Origin of the sequence: Streptomyces sp. NPDC090499 (genome assembly GCF_044769305.1) — a bacterium.
In the GTDB taxonomy this organism is placed as follows: Bacteria; Actinomycetota; Actinomycetes; order Streptomycetales; family Streptomycetaceae; genus Streptomyces.
This window is the reverse complement of sequence record NZ_JBIVXP010000001.1, coordinates 1,759,508-1,777,153: the sequence shown is the minus strand read 5'-3', so window position 1 is coordinate 1,777,153 and position 17,646 is coordinate 1,759,508. Positions and strand designations below refer to the sequence as shown.

General features: G+C 71.6%; 15 protein-coding genes. 13 read left to right on the top strand and 2 right to left on the bottom strand.

Annotated elements, in window-relative coordinates:
• Window positions 1-627: 627 nt before the first annotated feature.
• The 13 genes from ACIQVL_RS08205 (at window position 628) to ACIQVL_RS08145 (ending at window position 13,533) form a co-directional block, all read left to right on the top strand.
• Entirely contained in the window at window positions 628-1,599 is a 972-nt protein-coding gene (locus ACIQVL_RS08205) for a hypothetical protein (protein WP_403474755.1), read from the top strand.
• Between the two features lie 82 nt (window positions 1,600-1,681).
• The gene (locus ACIQVL_RS08200; RefSeq protein WP_403434470.1) at window positions 1,682-2,437 is read left to right on the top strand and encodes a GntR family transcriptional regulator; all 756 of its coding nucleotides are present in this window, start codon (window positions 1,682-1,684) and stop codon (window positions 2,435-2,437) included.
• Window positions 2,438-2,578: 141 nt separating this feature from the next.
• Window positions 2,579-3,703: a TIGR03364 family FAD-dependent oxidoreductase gene (locus ACIQVL_RS08195; RefSeq protein ID WP_403474754.1), complete on the top strand. Its 1,125-nt coding sequence runs from the start codon at window positions 2,579-2,581 to the stop codon at window positions 3,701-3,703.
• A 5-nt stretch (window positions 3,704-3,708) separates the two neighbouring features.
• Complete coding sequence (locus ACIQVL_RS08190) at window positions 3,709-4,392, top strand: phosphonatase-like hydrolase (RefSeq protein ID WP_403474753.1); 684 nt, start codon at window positions 3,709-3,711, stop codon at window positions 4,390-4,392.
• Window positions 4,389-5,450 carry an ABC transporter ATP-binding protein gene (locus tag ACIQVL_RS08185; RefSeq protein ID WP_403434464.1) on the top strand — a complete coding sequence of 354 codons (1,062 nt, stop codon included), beginning with the start codon at window positions 4,389-4,391 and terminating at the stop codon, window positions 5,448-5,450. Before ACIQVL_RS08190 ends, ACIQVL_RS08185 begins: the two co-directional genes overlap by 4 nt.
• A gap of 94 nt (window positions 5,451-5,544) precedes the next feature.
• On the top strand, window positions 5,545-6,306 hold the full coding sequence (locus tag ACIQVL_RS08180; RefSeq protein ID WP_403434461.1) for a 2-aminoethylphosphonate ABC transporter permease subunit: 762 nt from the start codon (window positions 5,545-5,547) through the stop codon (window positions 6,304-6,306).
• Window positions 6,293-7,090 carry an ABC transporter permease gene (locus tag ACIQVL_RS08175; protein ID WP_403434458.1) on the top strand — a complete coding sequence of 266 codons (798 nt, stop codon included), beginning with the start codon at window positions 6,293-6,295 and terminating at the stop codon, window positions 7,088-7,090. The genes ACIQVL_RS08180 and ACIQVL_RS08175 overlap by 14 nt, the downstream gene beginning before the upstream one ends.
• A 47-nt stretch (window positions 7,091-7,137) precedes the next feature.
• The gene (locus ACIQVL_RS08170) at window positions 7,138-8,217 is read left to right on the top strand and encodes a 2-aminoethylphosphonate ABC transporter substrate-binding protein (RefSeq protein WP_403474752.1); all 1,080 of its coding nucleotides are present in this window, start codon (window positions 7,138-7,140) and stop codon (window positions 8,215-8,217) included.
• Window positions 8,218-8,322: 105 nt separating this feature from the next.
• Window positions 8,323-9,804 carry an alkaline phosphatase family protein gene (locus ACIQVL_RS08165; RefSeq protein ID WP_403434924.1) on the top strand — a complete coding sequence of 494 codons (1,482 nt, stop codon included), beginning with the start codon at window positions 8,323-8,325 and terminating at the stop codon, window positions 9,802-9,804.
• A 106-nt stretch (window positions 9,805-9,910) separates the two neighbouring features.
• On the top strand, window positions 9,911-10,690 hold the full coding sequence (locus ACIQVL_RS08160) for an HAD-IIA family hydrolase (protein WP_403474751.1): 780 nt from the start codon (window positions 9,911-9,913) through the stop codon (window positions 10,688-10,690).
• 236 nt (window positions 10,691-10,926) lie between these two features.
• On the top strand, window positions 10,927-11,475 hold the full coding sequence (locus ACIQVL_RS08155; protein ID WP_403474750.1) for a hypothetical protein: 549 nt from the start codon (window positions 10,927-10,929) through the stop codon (window positions 11,473-11,475).
• 13 nt (window positions 11,476-11,488) lie between these two features.
• The gene (locus tag ACIQVL_RS08150; protein WP_403474749.1) at window positions 11,489-12,160 is read left to right on the top strand and encodes a class F sortase; all 672 of its coding nucleotides are present in this window, start codon (window positions 11,489-11,491) and stop codon (window positions 12,158-12,160) included.
• Window positions 12,161-12,504: 344 nt separating this feature from the next.
• Complete coding sequence (locus ACIQVL_RS08145) at window positions 12,505-13,533, top strand: glycoside hydrolase family 6 protein (protein ID WP_403434448.1); 1,029 nt, start codon at window positions 12,505-12,507, stop codon at window positions 13,531-13,533.
• Between the two features lie 93 nt (window positions 13,534-13,626).
• Here the strand turns inward: ACIQVL_RS08145 and ACIQVL_RS08140 are convergent, their stop codons facing one another.
• Window positions 13,627-15,564 (bottom strand): galactose oxidase-like domain-containing protein, encoded by a 1,938-nt coding sequence (locus ACIQVL_RS08140; RefSeq protein ID WP_403474748.1) that lies wholly within the window; start codon window positions 15,562-15,564, stop codon window positions 13,627-13,629.
• Window positions 15,561-17,519, bottom strand: a complete 1,959-nt coding sequence (locus tag ACIQVL_RS08135; RefSeq protein WP_403474747.1) for a glycosyltransferase family 2 protein — start codon at window positions 17,517-17,519, stop codon at window positions 15,561-15,563. The genes ACIQVL_RS08140 and ACIQVL_RS08135 overlap by 4 nt, the downstream gene beginning before the upstream one ends.
• Window positions 17,520-17,646: the final 127 nt, after the last annotated feature.

Here is a 17,646-nt window from a genome sequence, read left to right as displayed (position 1 = left end):
CCGCCGGTCGTTGGGCGCCGCCGGGATCCGCCGTCGTGGCTGATCGCCGTCGCGGCGGGGTGGGGAGGCGGGGCGCGGTGGGCGAACCGGGCGCGGCGGATCGTTGTTCGGCCGGAGGGTGGTGGGGAGCACTGGCGGGGCGCCGGTGGCGCAGCCGTCCGAGGGGCGTGGGGAACTGCGCGGTCGGCCCCCACCGGCGGGCAGGTGGCCGCCGGTCGTTGGGCGCCGCCGGGATCCGCCGTCGTGGCTGATCGCCGTCGCGGCGGGGTGGGGAGGCGGGGCGCGGTGGGCGAACCGGGCGCGGCTGATCGCCGTTCGGCTGGAGGCGTGGTGGGGAGCACTGGCGGGGTACCGGTGGCGCAGCCGTCCGAGGGGCGTGGGGAACTGCGCGGTCGGCCCCCACCGGCGGGCAGGTGGCTACCGGTCGTTGGGCGCCGCCCGGATCCGCCGTCGTGGCTGATCGCCGTCGCGGCGGGGTGGGGAAACGCGGCGCGGTGGGCGTGGGAAGCGTGGCGTGGTCCGCGAACCGGGTACGGGGGGCGGCCGATCGGGCGGAGCGTGTCCGGTTTCGTGGAGTGGCAGCCGGTGACGGCGGTTCGTGTCCGGCAGAGTCACCTGTTCATGCGCATGCGACTGAGCACCCCCCTGTCCCTCTGCCTGGCCGCCGCAGCCGCCGTACTCGCTCCCGCGCCGCAGGCGACGGCCGCCCCCGCCGTCGCCGGGGCCTCCTGCGCGGGCGCCGACCAGCAGGGCTTCCCCCTCACCACCCGCCTCCACGACGGCCCCTCGTCCTACGAGCCCGGCGGCGGTTTCGGCACCTGGTACCTCGACCTCACCAACACCACCGGCCACACCTGCGCCGACGTCCACCCGGTCGTCGTCCTCGTCGACGACAAGAAGGCCCTCAAGCCGTCCCAGACCGAGCTGGAGTTCTACGACGGCCCGCGCACCCGCCCGGTCCCGCTGACGGAGACCGACGAGTCCGAGCTGGTCGGCGTCTTCGACGGGACCGACTTCCCGGGGCTCACCGTGGCGCCCGGGGCGACCGTCTCGGTCAAGGTGCGACTGGCGGTCACCTCCGACGCCGTACGGAACGGGGTCACGGCCAACGCGGCCGCCGTGCAGCGGCAGGGGTCGGACGGCGCGTGGGTGGGGGAGTCGAACGACTACCGCTTCGGCATCGGCGGCGAACCGCCGCCGCCACCCGCGAGCATCGCCCCCGCCGTCCCGTCCGCAGGCGCCACGCAGGCCGGCCCGCAGACGCCCACGCAGAGCCCCGGCCCCTCGGGGACCGGCCCCGTCAGTCCGGACAGCAGTCAGGGGGCCAGCCCCGCCGCCTCCCCCGGTGACAGTGCCCCGCCCTTCACCGACGAGGCCGCCGGAAGCCCGGACGGCCGCCGGGAAGTCTGGGACCGTCGCCGGGAGGCCTGGGACAGCCGAGGCGGCTGGGACGGCGCCGACGGACCCTGGGAGGCCGGGGAACGTGCCCGTGAACTGGCCCGCACCGGCCTCGGCCTGGCCCACGGGCTGTTCACGGCCTCCGTCGCCCTGCTCGCCGTGGGAGCGAGCGCGTTCCTGCTGGCCCGCCGCCGGCGGTGACCCCTGCCGGGCGACGGCGGCGGCGCCGCCGCGGGCCTGCCCCCGGTCCGGCCGGCCCGGCGTCGTCTGCGACGATCCCTGCGTGGACTACCCGAACGACCAGGCCCCCGGCGCCCCCGTCCGCTCCGGCATCCCGGAGCACGGCCGCATCCCGAAGTACTACGCGGTGAAGGCGCGGATCGACCAGCTCGTCGGCGCGCTGGCGGAGGGCAGCGTCATCCCCACCGAGCGCGACCTGTCGGAGGAGTACGGGGTCGCCCGCGAGACCGTCCGGCAGGCGCTGCGCGAGCTGGTCCTCGAGGGCAAGCTGCGCCGGCAGGGCCGCGGCACGGTCGTCGCCGGGCCCAAGCTGGAGCAGCCGCTCTCCCTCGCCAGCTACACCGAGGGGGTACGGCGGCAGGGCCGTACCCCCGGCCGGAGCCTCGTCACCCTCGACCGCTTCCCCTGCCCGGCGGCGCTCGCCGCCGAGACCGGCCTGGAGCGCGGCGAACCCGTCTGGCACCTGGAGCGCGTGCTGCTCGCCGACGACGAGCGGGTCGGCCTGGAGAGCACGTACGTCGCCGTCGCCCGGGTCCCGCAGCTCGACACCGACTTCCACCCCGACTCCTCCTTCTACGGCTACCTGCACGAGAAGGGCATCGTCTTCGGAGACGCCGACGAACGCATCGAGACCGTGCTGGCCACCCCGCGCGAGGCGCTGCTGATCGGCACCCCGCCGGCCCTGCCGATGCTGCTGATCCACCGGGTGTCACGGGACACCGAGGGGCGGCCGCTGGAGCGGGTGCGGTCGCTGTACCGGGGGGACCGGTTCTCGTTCTCGGCTCATCTCGGCGGCTGAAAAGTACCGATTTCGAGTGCTTCTGATCATGGTTGAGCATCACGAAAAGATAACGGGTCTAGCCCAAACGTGATGACCAGTTCACGCTCTCGTTGTCAGCCGGACCTTTCCGGTTCCCCAGTCGCGAGGAGCGTGGCCGTCGTGAGAGTGACAGTCGTCGGAGCAGGCGTGGTGGGCACCATGCACGCCTGGCAGGCAATGGAACGCGGCCACGAGGTCGTGCAGATCGAGCGCGAGGCCGAGGCCCGCGGCGCCTCGCTGCGCAACTTCGGGCAGATCTGGGTGAGCGGGCGCGCGGGCGGAGCGGAACTGGAGACCGCCCTGCGCGCCAGAGAGCTGTGGGAGGAGATCGGCGGCCGGGTGCCCGCGCTCGGCTTCCGCGCCAACGGGTCGCTGACACCGGTGCGCGGCGCGTACGAACTCGCCGTCGCCGAGGCCGCCGTGGCCCGTGGCGACGCGGCCGCCCGCGGTCACAAGCTGCTCACCCCGGCCGAGGCCCGCGCCCTGAACCCCGCCCTGCGCGGTGACTTCGACGCGGCCCTCTACTGCGAGCGGGACGCGGCCGTCGAGCCGCGCACCGCCCAGCTCGCCCTCCGCGCCGAGCTGCTGAAGTCCCCGGCCTACACCTTCCTGCCGGGCCGCGAGGTCCGCGAGGTGACCGGCCCGGGCACGGTCCGCGACGACCACGGCGACGTCCACCACGCCGACGTCGTCGTCCTGTGCACCGGCGCCTGGCTCGGCGGCCTGGTCCGCGAACTGGCCGGCCCCGACCTGCCGGTGCGCCGGGTCCGCCTCCAGATGATGCAGACCGACCCGCTCGGCGAACCCCTCCCCACCTCGGTCGCCGACGCCGACAGCTTCCGCTACTACCCGGCGTACGCCTCCCCGGCCCTGGACGAGCTCAACGCCCGCTCGCCGCAGCCGGAGACGGCGGCGACCCACCGCATGCAGCTGCTCATGGTGCAGCGCGCCGACGGCGGCCTCACCATCGGCGACACCCACGAGTACGAGCACCCCTTCGCCTTCGACACCGTCGAGGAGCCCTACGAGCACCTCACCGGGGTCGTCGAATCCCTCCTCGGCCGGCCGCTGCCGCGCATCCGGCACCGCTGGGCCGGGGTGTACGCGCAGTGCACCGACCCGACCCGGGTCGTGCACCGGCAGCAGGTGGCCGACGGCGTGTGGCTGGTCACCGGGCCCGGCGGGCGCGGCATGACCTGCTCGCCCGCGATAGCCGAGACAACCGCGAACGAACTGGGCTGGTGAAAGAGATGACCGACAAGGCAGCGACCACCGAGGACATCCGGCTCGTCGTGCTCGACATGGCCGGTACGACCGTCGCGGACGGCGGGCTCGTCGAGCACGCGTTCACGGCCGCCGCCCGCCGTCTGGGCGCCGACCCCGACCGGATGATCGACCACGTCCGCGCCACCATGGGCGAGTCGAAGATCTCCGTCTTCCGGCACCTGTTCGGGGCGGAGACCAAGGCCCAGGAGGCCAACCGGGCCTTCGAGGCGGCCTACGCCGAACTCGTCGACGGCGGCAGGGTGCACGCCCTGCCCGGCGCCCGCGAGACCATCGAGAAGCTCCGGGCGGACGGCCGTACCGTCGTCCTCACCACCGGGTTCGCCCGTGCCACCCAGGACGCGATCCTCGCCGCCCTCGGCTGGCAGGACCTGGTGCCGCTCACCCTGTGCCCCGCCGACGCGGGCGGCCGCGGACGGCCGTACCCGGACATGGTCCTCACCGCCCTGCTGCGCACGGCCGCCGCCGACGACGTCCGTCAGGTCGCCGTCGTCGGCGACACCTCCTACGACATGCTCACCGGCGTCCGCGCCGGAGCGGGCCTGGTCGCCGGGGTGCTGACCGGTGCGCACGACGCGCAGGCGCTGCGCGCGGCCGGCGCGACCCATGTGCTGGAGAGCGTCGCGGACCTGCCGGGAGCACTCGGATGACCAGCGGTATCCGCTTCGACTCGGTGAGCGTCGCCTACGACGGGAACGTCGGCAGTCTCGCTCTCGACTCCCTCGACCTCACCGTCGCCCCCGGCGAGGTGATGGCCCTGCTCGGGCCGTCCGGCTCCGGCAAGACCACTGCGCTGCGGGCGGTCGCCGGGTTCGTACGGCCCGTCTCCGGGCGGGTGTTCCTCGGCGACCGGGACGTCACCGACCTGCCGCCGCACCGGCGGGGGATCGGGATGGTGGTGCAGCAGTACGCGCTGTTCCCGCACATGCGGGTCGCCGACAACGTGGCCTTCGGGCTGCGGGCGCGCCGGACGGCCAAGGAAGAGATCCGGGAACGGGTCGCCGAGACGCTGGAGATGACCGGGATGGCGGCGTACGCGCGCCGCTATCCGCGGGAGCTGTCCGGCGGCCAGCAGCAACGGGTGGCCATCGCACGGGCGTTGGCCATCCGGCCGGAGGTGCTGCTGCTGGACGAGCCGCTGTCGGCGCTCGACGCGCAGCTTCGGTCCGGGATGCTGGCCGAACTGGCCCGGCTGCACCGGGAGTTGCCGGACGTTTCGATCCTGTACGTCACCCACGACCAGGTCGAGGCGCTGACGCTGGCCGACCGGATCGCGGTCATGGACAAGGCGCGGCTGCGGGCGTGCGGGACGCCGACGGAGCTCTACCGGGCGCCTGCCGACGAGTTCACGGCGTCCTTCGTCGGCGGCGCGAACCTGCTGCCGGTGACCGTGGCCGCGGGGGGTGTCGACTTCGCGGGCGTCGGGGTGCAGGTGGACACGGCGGGGGCCGTGTCCGGGGCTCGGGCGACGTTGTGCGTACGGCCGCACCTGGTGGGACTGGGGCAGGGCCCCAACCAGCTCGCGGGTGTCGTGAAGGACGTCCAGTGGCGGGGGGCCACGCACCGCCTGTACGTCGAGGTGGGCGGACACGAGGTGATGGCCGATCTGCGGGAGCTGAAGGACCCGCCGGGGTTCGGGGACGAGGTGGCGCTGCACTTCGCACCGGAGGACGCGGTGCTGCTGCCCGCCGGGGTGAGCCGTGGCTGAGGTTGTTCGTCGGGCGCGGGCCGGCGGGGGCTGGTCGCGCCCACGCTGCGGCAGCCGCACATCGGACACAGCCCCGCGCCCCTTCAGGTGGGGTGTGTTGCCGCCGGTTGTGCTGCTCGGCTTCTTCTTTCTCTATCCGTTGGCGCTGGTTGTCCGGCAATCGGTGAAGCCCGACAGCGGAGGCACCTCCCTCCGGCCCTACGCCGACGTCTTCGCCGCGGAGTCGTTCCGGAACGCTCTCTGGACCACCGTCTGGATCGCCGTCTCCTCCACCGTCGGGTGCATGGTGCTCGGCTTCGTGCTCGCGCTGGTCATCGCCTTCATCCCCTTTCCCGGGGCGAAGGGGGTGGCCCGGTTCATCGACGTCTACCTCTCCTTCCCGTCCTTCCTCATCACCCTCGCCCTGCTCTTCATCTACGGCACGACCGGGATCATCGGGTCGTTCCAGTTCCTGACCACGCCGTGGGGGGTGCTGCTCGCCGAGGTCACCTACTTCACGCCGTTCGTGATGCGGCCGCTGCTCGCCGCGTTCTCGCAGGTGGACACCGCGCAGATCGAGGCGGCGTCGAGTCTCGGGGCGCGGGCGCCGCGGATCGTCGCCCGGGTGATCCTGCCGGAGGCGCTGCCCGCGCTGGCGGCCGGCGGGAGCCTGGTGCTGGTGCTCTGCCTGAACGAGTTCGGGATCGTGCTCTTCACGGGGGCCAAGGGCGTGACCACCCTGCCGATGCTCGTCTACAGCAAGGCGATCCTGGAGTCCGACTACCCGGGCGCCTGTGTCGTCGCCGTCGTCAACGTCGTGATCTCCGTGGGTCTCTACGGCCTCTACCGGGTGGTGAGCCGTCGTGCTGGTGCATAACCGCGGGGCCAGGTGGGTGGTGTGGGCGGTGTTCGCCGTCCTCTTCCTGCCGCTGTTCGCCCTGCCCCTCCTCGTCGTCCTCGGCGCCTCGTTCGCCACCCACTGGTCCGGTGTGCTGCCCTCGGGGGCGACGGTCGCCAACTTCCGGTCCGCCACCCGTGGCGACGCCCTGCAGGCGCTGACCACCAGCCTCGTCACGGCCGTCACCGCGAGTCTGCTCGCGCTGGCCGTCGGCACCTGGGCCGCGCTCGCCGCGGCCGGGCTGAAGAAGCGGCAGCGGCGGGTCGTCGACGCCCTGTTCGTGCTGCCGGTCGCCGTGCCGTCGGTCGTGGTCGGGCTGTCGCTGCTGGTGGCCTTCTCCAAGCCGCCGATGCTGCTCAACGGCACCCGGTGGATCGTGATCCTCGCGCACACCGTGCTGGTGACGGCCTTCGCCTACCAGTCCGTGTCGGCCGCGATCACCCGTCTCGACCCCGCCTACGAGCAGGCCGCCGCCTCCCTCGGCGCCCGTCCGGCCCATGTGCTGTGGCGGGTCCGGCTGCCGCTGCTGCTGCCCTCGCTCACCGCCGCCGCGGGGCTCTGCTTCGCCCTCTCCATGGGCGAGCTGAGCGCCACGATGATGCTCTATCCGCCCGACTGGACCCCGCTTCCGGTCCTGATCTACTCGGCCACCGACCGCGGCGCCCTGTTCGCCGGCTCCGCGCTCGCGGTGGTCCTCATGACGGCGACCCTGATCGTCCTGTTCGCCGTCTCCCGCGTCCGCAACCGCGCTTCGTACCGCTGATCCACGTCCTTCAACGACCCTTACCGACGCAAGGAGTTCGCCTCGCCATGCCCAGAAACACGCCCAGGAACAAGCCCGGAAACACGCTCAAGATCGCCGTAGCCGTCTCCCTCCTCGCCACCCCGCTGCTCTCCGCCTGCGGCGGCTCCTCGGCCGCCTCCGACGAGAAGGCCGTCACCGTCTACAGCGCCGACGGTCTCAAGGGCGAGAACAACGACGGCTGGTACGACAAGGTCTTCGCCGACTTCACCAAGCAGACCGGCATCAAGGTCAAGTACGTCGAGGGCGGCTCCGGCGAGGTCGTGCAGCGCGCCCTGCGGGAGAAGAGCAACACGCAGGCCGACGTGCTGGTCACGCTCCCGCCGTTCATCCAGCAGGCCGACGGCAAGGGGCTGCTGCAGAAGTACCGGCCCGAGGGCTCGGCGCAGGTCGGCGCCGCCGACAAGGGCGCCGACGGCACCTGGACCTCCGTCGTCAACAACTACTTCGGCTTCGTCTACAACAAGAAGGAGCTGAAGCAGGCGCCGACGACGTGGGAGCAGCTGCTCGACGGCTCCTACAAGAACAAGCTCCAGTACTCCACGCCCGGTGTCGCCGGTGACGGAACCGCCGTGCTGATCAAGGCGATCCACGACTTCGGCGGCGAGAAGCAGGCCCTGGACTACCTCGGCAAGCTCCAGGCCAACAACGTCGGCCCGTCCGCCTCCACCGGCAAGCTCGCCCCCAAGGTCGACAAGGGCGAACTGCTGGTCGCCAACGGGGACGTCCAGATGAACTACGCCCAGGCCAAGACCATGCCGAACCTCGGCATCTGGTTCCCGGCGGCCCAGGGCGGCAAGCCCACCACCTTCGCGCTGCCCTACGCGGCCGGCCTGCTCACCGGCGCCCCGCACAGCGAGAACGGCAAGAAGCTCCTCGACTTCATGCTCGCCGAGAAGCAGCAGGAGGAGGTCAGCTCGATCGGCGGCGGCTTCACCGCCCGCACCGACATCAAGGCCGCCGACGCCAACGCGGCCGCGCTCACCCAGCTCATGGCCGGCGTCGACGTGTTCACGCCGGACTGGAGCGACATCGACAAGAACCTGACGTCGTACGTGGACGCCTGGAAGTCCGCCACCGGCAGCTGAGCGCCCTTCGGAACACCGAGCCGGACCGCAACGCCCCTGGAACCACCGGGGGCGTTGCCATGCCCGCGCAACCCGTCACCCACGGAGGTCCCCGTGCCGTACCGCATGTCCCGCCGTACGTTCCTCGTCTCCGCCGCCGCGGTCGCCGCCACCGCAGGCCCGCTCGCCGCCGTCGCCGAGGCGGCCGCCCGCACCCCCAAGGTCCTGGTCATCGGCCTCGACGGCTGCCTGCTCACCCGCGTCAAGGACGCCGACGCGCCCCACCTGGACGCCCTGATGGCGGCCGGTCTCACCGCGCCGAGCAGCATCTACGCCGACCCGCTCGCGCCCACCCTGTCCGGCCCCGGCTGGTCCACGATCATCACCGGCGTCTGGCCCGACAAGCACAACGTGAAGGACAACACGCTCAGCGGCAACAGGTTCAGCCAGTACCCGGACTTCCTGACCCGGATCGAGACCGCCGCGCCCGCCCTGTCGACGTACGCCGTCTCCTCCTGGGCGCCGATCACCGACACCGTCTTCTCGGCGAAGGTCGACACCCGGGTCTCCACGCCGAGCGCCGAGTACGACACCGGCACCGCCTCGCGTGCGGTCGCCACGCTCCGGGACGGCGACCCGGACGCCGTCTTCGTCCAGCTCGACAACATCGACCACGCCGGGCACAGCTACGGCGCCGCCTCCCAGCAGTACCTGGACGCCATCCACGGCGCCGACGCCCAGGTCGGCCAGATGGTCGCCGCGGTCACGTCCCGCGCGACCTACGCGAGCGAGGAGTGGCTGGTCATGGTCACCGCCGACCACGGGCACACCGACCCCGGCGGCCACGGCGGCTCCACCCTCCAGGAACGCCAGACGTTCCTGATCGCCACCGGGCCGACGCTCGCCGCCGGTTCGGTCCGGTACGACGTGAAGATGCCGGACGTCGCCGTCTCCGCCCTCGCCCACCTCGGCGTCCCGGTCGACCCGGCCTGGGGCCTGGACGGCCGCCCGGTCCAGCAGCCCGCACCCGACGCCTTCGACAGCCTGCGCGGGCAGTTGCAGTCCCGGGTGGACGAGACCGGCATCGCCGCCTCGGTCCTCGGCTTCACCCACACCCCGCCGGCCGGCTGGTCCGTCGACAACTCCGCGATGGGCACCGGCGGGGTCACCGAGTGGCGGGGCTGGTCCTTCACCACCGACGAGTTCTGGACCCAGGCCCAGCGCGACCAGAACCGCGAGTGCAACGTCCGCGCCCGGAACGTCTTCGCGGTCGCCGACGGCGACGAGTGGAACGACAGGAGCCTGACCGGCACCTTCGACTCCACCCTGGTCAGCCCGGCCTACCCGGTCACCGGCGGCCGCACCGCCACCCTCACCTACACCACCTTCTACCGGCAGGAGTCCCCGCAGAAGGGCGAGGTGCTCGTGTCGTACGACGGCGCGGCCCCCGTCTCCGTGCGCACCTACACCGCCGACGTGCCCTCCCGCACCGAGACCGTCACCCTCCAGGTCCCCGCCGGAGCGACCACCGCCAGGGTCCGTTTCCGGTACACGGGCGGCAACAACTGGTACTGGGTGATCGACGGGGTCGCACTCGCGCAGTCCTGACTAGGCTGGGGGCGTCGGTACGCCGTGGTTCCGGCGCCCCAAGCTCATGCACGACAGCTCGCGCATGACCGCACGTCCGCCATCCGCACGCCAGGAGACGCACCACATGGCAGAGCGCAAGCCCATCGAGTCGTGGCTCACCGACATGGACGGGGTCCTCATCCACGAGGGGGTTCCGATCCCCGGAGCCGACGCCTTCCTGAAGAAGCTGCGGGAGTCCGGACGGCCCTTCCTGGTGCTCACCAACAACTCCATCTACACCGCCCGCGACCTGCGCGCACGGCTGCGGCGGATGGGGCTCGACGTGCCGGTGGAGAACATCTGGACCTCGGCGCTGGCCACCGCCCAGTTCCTGGACGACCAGCGGCCCGGCGGCAGCGCCTACGTCATCGGCGAGGCCGGCCTGACCACCGCCCTGCACGACATCGGGTACATCCTCACCGACCACGAGCCCGACTTCGTCATCCTCGGCGAGACCCGCACCTACTCCTTCGAGGCGCTCACCAAGGCCGTGCGGCTGATCAACGACGGCGCCCGGTTCATCGCCACCAACCCCGACAACGTCGGCCCGTCCGTGGAGGGCGACCTGCCCGCCACCGGCTCGGTCGCCGCGCTGATCACCGCCGCGACCGGCAAGAAGCCGTACTTCGTCGGCAAGCCCAACCCGCTGATGATGCGGGCGGGACTGAACGCGCTCGGCGCCCACTCGGAGACCTCCGCGATGATCGGCGACCGCATGGACACCGACGTCCTCGCGGGCCTGGAGGCCGGGATGCGCACCTTCCTGGTGCTGTCCGGCGTCACCCAGCCGGACGACGTCGACCGCTACCCGTTCCGGCCCTCCGAGGTCGTGGACTCGATCGCGGACCTCGTCGACCGGATCTGAACCGGATCCGACCGGCTCCGAACCGGCTCCGAACCGGCTCCGAACCGGCTCCGAACCGGCTCCGAACCGGCTCCGAACCGGATCCGAACCGGATCCGCTCCGGCTCCGGACCGGTTCCGATCGGCTCCGACCGGCGGTGATCAAACCTGAGACCACCCGTACGGAGCAACAAGGCGCCCCCCGAGGATGCGGGGGCGCCCCGTGCGGGGGAGCCTCCAGATATCTGGAGGTTCACGATGGGCTCAATTCCCCTCACTCTCGGTACCGGACTCCTGGCCTGCGCCGTCGGTCTCGCCCCGGCGGCCGCCCTCGCGGCGGACGGCCAGGGCGTCTCCGTGACCCCCGCTTCCCCGTCCGCCGGCTCCGTGGTGGCGCTGCGGGCGAGCGGCTGCTCCGGTACGACCGGCACCGCCGCCTCGACGGCCTTCGTCACCGACGTCAGCCTCGCCGGCACCGGCGGCGACCTGACCGGCCAGGCCCAGGTCCGCTCCACGGCCGGCGCCGGCACCTACACCGTGCAGGTCTCCTGCGGCGGCTCCGCCGTCACCGGCAGCGTCACCGTCGTACGCGACTCCTCGTCCCGGCAGGACGCGCCCGGCGTGGTACCCGCCTCGCCGTTCGCACCCGTGCACGCGGGTGGCGGCGGCGCCGCTCCGCTCGCCTCGGTGGACGCCCGCTCGGCCGGTCCGGACACCGCGCAGGCCGTCACCGGCCTGCTCCTCGCCGCTTCCGCCGCGGTCGCCGTGGGACTGCTGAGTGCCCGCCGCCGCCAGGGCGCGCGCTGAGGGCGGGAGCACGATGTCCGACGACACCGAACGTTCCCCCGGCACCGGACGGCTGCTGACCGGGGTGGCCTGGGCGGTCCTGCTGCTCGGGCTGTGGCTGTGGGGCCGCGGGGTGACCGAGATACCCGACGGCATGACGGGGCCCACCACGGGCGACGTGGCCGCCGTCGGCCGTCCGCCCTCGGATCCCGAACTCCCGCCCGCGGCAAAGCCGTTGACCGCGGCCGTGCCCGAGCGCGTCGACATACCGGACCTGGGCGTGCAGGCCCCCGTGGTCGCCCGCGGCCTCGACGGGGACGGCGGGGTCGAACCGCCGCCCTTCGACCAGCCCGGCGTGGTCGCCTGGTACGGCTCCGGGACCGACCCCGGCGCGGCCGGCACCGCGGTCCTGGTCGGGCACGTCGACACCGAGACCCGGCCCGCCGTCTTCTACAAGATCAGCGCGATGCGCCCCGGCGAGACGATCCGCGTGGTCCGCGCCGACAACACGGTCGCCGAGTTCACCGTCGACGACGTCCGGGTCCTGCCCCGCGACCACTTCGACGCCCAACAGGCCTACGGACCCCGGGAGTCGGGCCGCGCCGAACTCCGCCTGATCACCTGCGGCGGCACCTTCGACCGGACGACCCACAGCTACACGGCGAACGTGGTCGTCTCGGCGTACCTCACCGGAAGCGCCGTGTAGGGCCGCAGCACCGCAGCACCTGTCGCCCGGTCGACGGCCCGCTCCCCTGAGACCGCCGACCGGGCCGGTCCTCGACCGCGCGCGCTCGGGCTGCGGGAGTAACCCGGCGTCAGGCGCGGGAGGCTGGGAAGGGCGGGCCGGTGTCCGGGCCGCCCGCAAGCGACTCTAGAGGGCAACGGGCGCCCGGGCCTAGGTTCGCGCCCGCCAAGCCTGCCCCGCGCCCGTCAACTCGCCCGTCAACGGGGGCTGTAACAGCTCACCGACAAGGGTTGGGCGATCTCGTGGCGAGTGCGGCGGGTATGTCACGATTGGGCTCTGGCCAAGTGCACCCAGGGGGGAATTGGATGTACGACAGCAGGGGGGCCCGCTCGGCGGTCCGGGCCGGGGCACTGGGGGCGGCGCTGCTGCTCGCCGGCTGCTCCTCGGGCGGCGGCGGGGACGGGGACAAACCGGCCGCGAGCCCGCAGGCGGCGATCACCCAACAGCCCAGGGAGGCCGACCCGTTCTGGGTGAACCCGGACTCCAACGCGGCCCGCCAGGTGAAGGCCTACGCGAAGGCCGGCGAGGACGGCGACGCCGAGCAGATCCGCAAGATAGCGGCCCAGCCGACCGGCGAGTGGATCGGCCCGGAGAACCCGGAGCAGGAGGCACGCGGCTTCACCGAGGCCGCCCAGAGGTCCGACCGCACGGCCCTCCTGGTCCTCTACGACATCCCGCACCGCGACTGCGGCCAGTACAGCCAGGGCGGCGCGGCCGACGGCGACGCGTACCGGTCGTGGATCGACGGGGTCGCGAACGGCATCCAGGACCGCCCGGCCACCGTCGTCCTGGAACCGGACGCGGTCCTGCACCTGGTGGACGGCTGCACCCCGGCCCGGTTCGCCGAGGAGCGCTACGACCTCCTGCGCGGCGCGATCACGAAACTCAAGTCCCTGAAGAACACCAAGGTCTACCTGGACGCGGGCAACGCCGGCTGGGGCCACCCCGACCAGATCTACCGCTCCCTCCAGCAGGCGGGCGTCGCCCACGCGGACGGCTTCGCCGTCAACGTCTCCAACTTCTACTCCACCCGGGACTCCATCACCTACGGCAAGCAGCTCTCGGCGAAGGTCGGCGACAAACACTTCGTCATCGACACCAGCCGAAACGGCAACGGCCCCTACACAGGCGGCAACCCGGAGGAACGGTGGTGCAACCCACCGGGCCGCGCCCTGGGGGAGACCCCGACGACGAAGACAGCCGACCCCTTGGTCGACGCCTACCTGTGGGTCAAACGCCCCGGCGAATCCGACGGCACCTGCAAGGGCGGCCCCCAGGCAGGCGATTGGTGGCCCACCTACGCCTTGAAACTGGCGCAAGGATCAGAAACCTAGGGGCGCTGGGGGTACCCCCGGCCGAAGGCTGGGGGAGGAACTGCGCGACCAGCCACAGCGCTCCCGCAGCCGAAGCCCGAACCCGCGGGAGCGCTACGGCACCTTCACCCACTGCGCCTTGCTCGGCGTCCCCTGGTCGTCGTCCACGAAAATCATGTACCACCCCGAAGGAACCAGGTTCCGGTTCCCCGGCACGGTCACCGTGACCTTGTTCCCCGACGTCTTGAAGTCCAGCGCCACGCTCCGCTGGTCCACGTCCGTCACGTGCGTGGTCGCACTGGGCCGGATCAACCGCACCTTCTTGATCGTCGACGCGTGCTGCGACGTGAACGTCCCCGTCCCGCCCCGGGCGATGGTCTGCGGCCCCCCGCTCAGCGACGGCCGGGAGTCCCGGTAGAGGTACGGCGGCGTGTAGATCTCGATCCGCTGCTCGAAGACTCCCGGCTTGGTGTCGGCCTTGTCCGCGAAGAGCGGGTTGGAGCCGAAGAACATGACCCGCCCGTCCGGCAGCAGGATCGACCCGGAGTGGTAGTCGCGGCCCACGAGCGGGTCGGCCACCCTACGGAAGGAGTTCGTCGCGGTGTCGTAGATCCGTGCCTGCCTGATGTCGGAGGCGCCGCGCCCCCGGTAGTCCTCGGAGCCGCCGGACACCAGCACGCTGTCGTCCGGCAGGACGGATATCTGCGGGTACCGCGTTCCCTTCTCCAGTGAGGGGCCGTCGACGAACCTGGGGTTCGGGTCCTTCAGGTCGATCAGCCGCGTCTTCCTCGTGGACAGCGCGGACTCGCCGACCCCGCCGCCCCCGACCACCAGGTACTTCTCGTCCTGCGCCGGAGGCAGCAGCACCGTCCCCGACGTCTCCAGCATGTTCGGGTCGCTGAGCCCGGACAGCCTGGTGAACCGGTTGGTGTCGACGTCCCAGACGCCCGGGTCCCGGCCGACGTCGTCCGGGCCGTATCCGGCGTTGGAGCCGGAGTAGAAGAGCTTGCCGTTCTGGAGGAGGAACAGCGCGGGGTACGTCGGGAACTGGCGCTTGTACTTCGTGTACGTCCAGGTCCTCGTCCTCGGGTCGAAGACCTCGTTCTTGCCGGGTACCAGCTGCCCGATGTCGTCGAGGCCGGAGACGCTGAGGATCTTTCCGTCGGACAGGGTCGTGAGCGTCGGATACCAGCGTGCCTCGTTCATCGGGTCGACCTTGATGTACTTCTCGGCGACCGGGTCGAATTCGTAGGCGTTCTTGATGCCCTCGAAGTCCCGCTTGTCCATGCCGAGTTTGTTGGCGATGCCGTAGGTGTTGCGGGCGTCGGCGCCGGTCAGTCCCCCGATGCTGTAGTTGTCCTGGGTGCCGGTCTCGTACCGGGTGCCCTGCTTGGGCGCCTCCACGACGACCCGGGCGTAACCGGGGTTGTTCCGCAGGAACCTGCCGGTCTTCTTGTCGAAGACCTTCGTCGCGCGCGGGATCAGCGCCGAGTCGTCGGAGACGAACGTCTTGCCGTTCTGCTTGCCGGTGAACCGGGTGCCCTTGGGCAGGGTCATCGGTTTGTCCGGGTTCTCGTTGTAGAGGATCATGACGCCGCCGGCCTTCTTGACGTCGCCCTTGAGCTTCTCGTACTGCTTGGTGCCGCCCGCGATCAGGATGTTGCCGTTGGCGAGCTGGGTGTGGCCGGTGCAGAACAGGTCGGCCGGGGTGGGCACCTTCTTGATCGTGCCCTTGACCGGGTCCCAGATCCGGCTGTCGTAGATCTTCGCGTCGAAGTTGTCCTGGTTGTTGCCCGAGCCCGCGACGAGCAGCACCTTCCCGGTGTGCAGGAGCACCGCGTGGATGGTGTCCTGGCGGTACTCCTTCGGGAACTCGATGATGTCCCAGTGGCCGTTCGCGGCCTTGTACTCCGGTCTGTTGATCTTGTACTGGTGGTACCGGTCGGTCCCGAAGCGGTACAGCCACGGCCCGTTCATCCCGGCGAGGGCGAGGACGACCACCGTACTGATCGCGAGGCGACGGGCCCGGCGACGGCCGGCGCTGTCGTTCATTCCTCACGACCTCCCAGTCCGCCGAGCGCGATCCGCAGGGTCTGTTCCGCAGGGGTGCCGGCGGGCGGTGTCCAGGTCGGCCGCTGCTGCGGAGCGTGTCCCGCGGGCAGATATCCCGCCGGTACCGCGTCCTCGGGTTCGGCCACCGTCCCGGCCGCTCCGCGTTCCTTCCGCAGCGTGTACCGCCAGGCGAAGATCGGGGCGGCCGTGATCAGCAGCGCCAGCGTGGCCCAGGTGATCATCGCGGGCTGCGAGTGGCCCCCGGCGAAGCCGGCGGCGAGCGAGCCGCCGAAGACCAGGATGAAGAACCAGTGGATGCGGAAGGTCCCGAAGAGGGTGTCGGGGCTCGCCGACTCGCCCTTCGGCGTGACCACGAACCTGCTCTTGCGGCGCAGCACGGCGTCCATCAGGGAGCGGGCGTAGACGGGTGCGGACAGCGCCGACATCACCATGCCGGCGACCCCGCCGGAGCCCTCCGGCTCGTGCGGGGAGACGTTGTGCCGGCGGTTCCAGATGTAGAGGCCGATCTGGAGCGCGGAGGCGTTGCCGTAGAGCATCAGCCACACGGCGGGGTCGATGTTGACGCCCGAGGCACCGAGGCCCAGGAACAGTGCGCAGCTCAGCGCCGCCAGGATCCAGTTGAGGGCCGACATCGGGTAGAAGATGATCATCATGGTGTAGTTGAAGAGCTTGCCGGGGCCCAGGCTGAACAGGCCCTTCCAGTACTGCTTGAGGATCGTCTCGTAGGTGCCCCGGGACCAGCGCAGCTGCTGGGTGAAGAAGTCGGTCCAGGCGTTCGGGCCCTCGCCGACCGCGAGCACGTCCGGGGTGTAGACCGAGCGCCACTTGCGGCCGGTCGCCGGGTTCCTGGTGCGGTGGATCTCGAAGCCGGTCGCCATGTCCTCGGTGATCGAGTCGTACAGCCCGCCGATCTGCTGGATGGCCCTGATCCGTACGGCGTTGGAGGTGCCGACGAACATGGGGGCGCCGTAGCGGTTGCCGGCGCGCTGGATCAGGGCGTGGAAGAGGAACTGCTGGGACTCGGCGGCCTTGGTGACGAACGTGTCGTAGTTGCCGTAGACCTGCGGGCCGATGACGAAGCCGACGTCCGGGTCGCGGAAGTAGCCGAGCATCCGCTCCAGGTAGTTGGGGAGCGGGACGTGGTCGGTGTCGACGGAGGCGAAGAAGTCGTACTCGTTGCCGTGCGCCTCCAGCCAGGCGTTGTAGTTGCCGTGCTTGGTCTTCGCGCGGTGCGGGCCCTTCGGCTGGTTCCACTTCGCGACGCCCTTGCGGGTGAAGTGGTGCACGCCCAGGCGTGCGCAGACCTCCTTCACCTCCGGGTCGTCGCCCTCGTCGAGCAGCCAGACGTGCAGCAGCCCCCGGTGGCGCAGCCGGACCGCCGCCTCCAGGGTCCGGGTGACCATGTCGAGGGGTTCCTTGCCGGGCACGAACGTGGTGAGGAAGGCGACCCGGGTGCCGGTCTCCGGGACCACCGGGACCGGGTCGCGGGCGACCAGGGTGGCGTGCGCGTTGGACAGCACGTTCATGCAGCGGAAGAACTCGATCAGGCCGATCGACACCAGCATCACGATGTCGAGGGCCGGCAGGAAGTCGTACGCCGGGTAGTCCCGCTGGGTCCAGTGCTCGGGCTGCAGCAGCCAGGCCAGCAGGACCAGCGAGAGCAGCGGGGCGGCACCCAGCATCAGCGCGGCGCGGACGCGGTGCGGTTCCTGGGAGAGCAGCGAGCGGTACTGCACGGTGTACGGCCGGGTCGGGTCGGGCTGGGTGAGGGGGCCCGCGAGCCGGCTGTAGTGCTCGTAGTCGTATCTGGGCAGGGTCTTCTTGATGCGGCCCAGGGCACCGGCGGCGGTGCGGTGCGCGGGCACCCGGAGCTGTGCGGTCTGTGACGGGTCGTATTCCTGTTCCTGCCGGGCGCCCATCGGCGTCGACGTCATGAGTCATCCCCCCACACGCAGATCAGCGCGTGATTCATCGGTCCCGGAGCCCGCTCGGATCCCCCTCGACCCTGCCGGGCGCGTCAAAGGCGGGGCACAGTCGTCCCACAGATAATGGACACGGACC

What these genes read in the sequence shown, in the direction of transcription:
- ACIQVL_RS08205 (WP_403474755.1), top strand. Translation starts at nt 628, where the DNA reads ATGCGACTGAGCACCCCCCTGTCCCTCTGCCTGGCCGCCGCAGCCGCC.
- ACIQVL_RS08190 (WP_403474753.1), top strand. Translation starts at nt 3,709, where the DNA reads ATGACCGACAAGGCAGCGACCACCGAGGACATCCGGCTCGTCGTGCTC.
- ACIQVL_RS08185 (WP_403434464.1), top strand. Translation starts at nt 4,389, where the DNA reads ATGACCAGCGGTATCCGCTTCGACTCGGTGAGCGTCGCCTACGACGGG.
- ACIQVL_RS08170 (WP_403474752.1), top strand. Translation starts at nt 7,138, where the DNA reads ATGCCCAGAAACACGCCCAGGAACAAGCCCGGAAACACGCTCAAGATC.
- ACIQVL_RS08165 (WP_403434924.1), top strand. Translation starts at nt 8,323, where the DNA reads ATGTCCCGCCGTACGTTCCTCGTCTCCGCCGCCGCGGTCGCCGCCACC.
- ACIQVL_RS08160 (WP_403474751.1), top strand. Translation starts at nt 9,911, where the DNA reads ATGGCAGAGCGCAAGCCCATCGAGTCGTGGCTCACCGACATGGACGGG.
- ACIQVL_RS08155 (WP_403474750.1), top strand. Translation starts at nt 10,927, where the DNA reads ATGGGCTCAATTCCCCTCACTCTCGGTACCGGACTCCTGGCCTGCGCC.
- ACIQVL_RS08150 (WP_403474749.1), top strand. Translation starts at nt 11,489, where the DNA reads ATGTCCGACGACACCGAACGTTCCCCCGGCACCGGACGGCTGCTGACC.
- ACIQVL_RS08145 (WP_403434448.1), top strand. Translation starts at nt 12,505, where the DNA reads ATGTACGACAGCAGGGGGGCCCGCTCGGCGGTCCGGGCCGGGGCACTG.
- ACIQVL_RS08140 (WP_403474748.1), bottom strand. Translation starts at nt 15,564, where the DNA reads ATGAACGACAGCGCCGGCCGTCGCCGGGCCCGTCGCCTCGCGATCAGT.
- ACIQVL_RS08135 (WP_403474747.1), bottom strand. Translation starts at nt 17,519, where the DNA reads ATGACGTCGACGCCGATGGGCGCCCGGCAGGAACAGGAATACGACCCG.